This window comes from Salinicola sp. (assembly GCF_982684285.1).
Window position 1 is genome coordinate 1 of the sequence record NZ_CEXLVS010000354.1, and the last position, 3,091, is coordinate 3,091.

The 3,091-nt window shown below is 62.8% G+C and carries 4 protein-coding genes; all 4 read left to right on the forward strand.

The window, feature by feature from the left end; all coding sequences use genetic code 11:
- The coding region (locus tag AC3AYF_RS19670; RefSeq protein ID WP_295041302.1) for a DUF3438 family protein at positions 1-257 on the forward strand (257 nt) is incomplete at its 5' end.
- Entirely contained in the window at positions 254-1,756 is a 1,503-nt protein-coding gene (locus tag AC3AYF_RS19675; RefSeq protein ID WP_295041304.1) for a TIGR03752 family integrating conjugative element protein, read from the forward strand. The genes AC3AYF_RS19670 and AC3AYF_RS19675, both read left to right, overlap by 4 nt.
- On the forward strand, positions 1,719-2,213 hold the full coding sequence (locus AC3AYF_RS19680; RefSeq protein WP_487780236.1) for a TIGR03751 family conjugal transfer lipoprotein: 495 nt from the start codon (positions 1,719-1,721) through the stop codon (positions 2,211-2,213). The genes AC3AYF_RS19675 and AC3AYF_RS19680 overlap by 38 nt, the downstream gene beginning before the upstream one ends.
- On the forward strand, positions 2,213-3,091 hold an 879-nt coding region (locus AC3AYF_RS19685; protein WP_295041306.1), incomplete at its 3' end, for a TraC family protein. The genes AC3AYF_RS19680 and AC3AYF_RS19685, both read left to right, overlap by 1 nt.

Consider the following 3,091-nt stretch of genomic DNA (forward strand, 5'->3'; position numbering starts at 1 on the left):
CGGTCACGACGACACCTGTCGCCGCCTGGAAGCTCGCTAGCTGGACCGTGACGGCAGTGAAGCTCTCGAACCGGGATCCGTCACGCGCGTTCGAGCTGGATCCGCGTTGGCTTCAGGGCGATCTCTACGGCGCCACGTTCATGCACCCGACGCTGGGCCGTCGTGGCAGCGTGGAGGACACCACGACCGTCTTTATCGTGACCAACGGTCAATCTCTGGCGAAGGCGCTACCGCTGTCGCAGAGAGGTGATTCATGAAGCTCCAGGGCAACACGTTACTCAAGGTCGGCGTGCCCGTGCTGGTCGTCGGCATGATCCTGATCGTCATCAAGAGCTGCAGTAGTGGCGGTGGCGACGCGGGTCAGTCGAGTCAGCAGGAGACGCAAGACGATACGCGCACGCTTTCCCAGGAGGAGATGGATGCGCTGGGCATCAGCGGTGACTCCTCTCAGGACACCGTGGCCACCCTGGTGGGCAAGATGAATGCCTGGGATCGGCAGCGCCAACGTGACCAGGCGCGAATGGAAAAGCTGGTCGAGGAAAACAACGATCTGGCCGAACGTGCCTCCAACGTCGACCGATCCGTGAATCAGGCAATCCAGCAGGAGCGAGAGCGACAACAACAAGCGCGCGAGCAGAGCGAACAGTCGTTGCTGTCCCGTTTCGAAAACCGTCTCGATCGACTGGTGCCAGCAGACGAAAACAGCAGCGGCAATGGTAGCCAGTCCAGTGACGATATGCCGATCGGCCTGGGTCTCGAGGGCGGCGGTGGTTCATCCGGGAGCTACTCGGGCGGCGGCAACCTGGCCTGGGTCGAACCGATGGATCGACGCCAGGAGGAGGGACGTTCGAGTCGCGGTGGACGCGACGATGGCCCCGCGTTCCCGACCTCGTTCAAGGCCGCTGCCGACACGGCAGGGGATATGGCTTCCCGTGCGACGAGTGCAGCCGAGTCGAAGGTGACGGGCGAGCCGGATGCCTCGACGGTCGAGCCGGTCTACACCATCCCCGAAAACTCGACTCTGATGGGCTCGCTGGCCATGACAGCCCTGCTGGGCCGAGTGCCGGTCGATGGCACGGTCAATGATCCGTATCCGTTCAAGGTGATGATCGGCAAGGACAACCTGACGGCCAATGGCATCGAGCTACCGGAAGTGCGGGCCGCGGTGGCCAGCGGTACCGCGTCAGGGGACTGGACCTTGTCCTGTGTGCGCGGAAACATCACCAGCCTCACCTTCGTTTTCGAGGACGGCACGGTCAGAACCGTGCCGACACCGGATGACGTCAACCAGGGTGGTGGTGAGGGTAACGGCAACAATCAAAATCAATCCATCGGTGGAGGGAACTCCATCGGCTGGATTAGCGATCAATCCGGCATTCCCTGCATCAGTGGCGTGCGTCGTAGCAATGCCCAACAGTATCTCGGTACCCAGGGGCTGCTCACGGCAGCGGGCGCTGGCGCGGCGACGATGCTCTCCGACGACGACTCGACCTCGGTCACTTCGCTAGGCAGTGATGGCTCGATCTCCCAGGCCATGACCGGCAACCAGGCCGTGGGCCAGATTCTCAGCCAGGGTGTTAATGACATGAGCGAGTGGGTCAACAAGCTCTACGGCGAAGCGTTCGCCGCGGTCTACGTCCCGCCGGGCAAGAACGTGGCCATCCACATCAACAAGCAACTGCCGATCGACTACGAGACCGAAGGGAGGAAGGTGCGCTATGACACGTCAACCGCAACCACAGTCGGACTCGACTGAGTCCCGCGTGCTTTCCCGCGTTGCCATCGCGATGCTGGCCTTGGCAGGTCTCGGACTACTCTCGGGCTGTGCGACGTCCAAGGATGAGCTGATGCCGACCAATGGCATGACCATGCAGGAGCTTTGGGAGCAGGGATCCAGTGAGCAGAGTCGTTCGGCCTCTACCAGCGGTACCGGCCCGCAGGCGATCGAGGCGGCACGGGGTTCGCTACGCCGACCTATCACGGCCGGCGAGATGGTGGACGGGCGGACCCGCTATACAAGGGAGGCGGCCAACGAGATCCACAGCCAGTTCTCGCGACTGCCGAACCCCGATCTCGTGATCTACATCTACCCGCATCTGGCCGGCGATCAGAGCGTGCCGGTACCGGGCTATTCGACGGTCTTCCCGCTGTATCAGAAGCCGCAGTACGCCATGCCGGGAGAGGGCGCTCGTCCGCCGGGGAGGACGCGCTGATGTCATCGTTCAACGCCTTCATGAATCGGCTGTTTGCCCCCAAAAGAGGGCGGAGCGGTTTGGCAGGGGAGCGAGACGGCGAGGACGACGAGCGTCGTGAAGCTCTCAACGAGCGAGAACTCCTGACCGACGAGACCGGCCGTCCGATGTGCCTGCCGCGCGGAAAAATGCCCACCGTCGGTGATATTCGCCGTCAATATCAGCGCGCGCCCTCCTTCGCCAGCCGGCTGCCCTGGACGGAGTATCTGCCGGAATCCGGCTGTTTTCTGCTCGAGGACGGGGTGTCGCTGGGTGTCGTGGCCGAAGTCACGCCGGCGCCGTCCGAAGGACGCTCGCTCGAAGCGCTGGAAGCCGTGCGCGACCAGATCGAGGCGGCGTTACAGGACAGTCTGCCGGAACTCGACACGCATCAATGGGTGGTGCAGCTCTACACCAGGGACGACACCGATCCGCGCGAGGAACTTAACCGTATCCGGGATGCGATCCCGGCGGAACTCCAGGAAACCGAGTACACGAAAGCGTGGCTCGCCAGCATGGAGGCGCACTTCAAGGCCATTTCACGTCCGGACGGCCTGTTCGAGGATGACATCATCACCCAAACCGCCTGGCGCGGTCAGACACGGCGCACACGTCTGGTGCTGTACCGCTGGGCAAGTCAAAAGAACCAGTCGAAGCTGGGTGAACGGCGATCGAGACTTTCGCCGGAGGCGCTGCTCAATCACGTCTACGGCAAGTTGGAATCGAAGCTGGCCAGCGCCGGACTGCCGGTGCGTCGCTACGACGGCCGCGATTTTCATCGCTGGATGATGCCGCGCTTCAACCCACGTCCGACGTTCTCACCGGACGATCCGCAGCGCTTCTATGATCTGTTCGACTAT

Coding starts and splice junctions, on each gene's coding strand:
- AC3AYF_RS19675 (WP_295041304.1), top strand. CDS start 254: ATGAAGCTCCAGGGCAACACGTTACTCAAGGTCGGCGTGCCCGTGCTG.
- AC3AYF_RS19680 (WP_487780236.1), top strand. CDS start 1,719: ATGACACGTCAACCGCAACCACAGTCGGACTCGACTGAGTCCCGCGTG.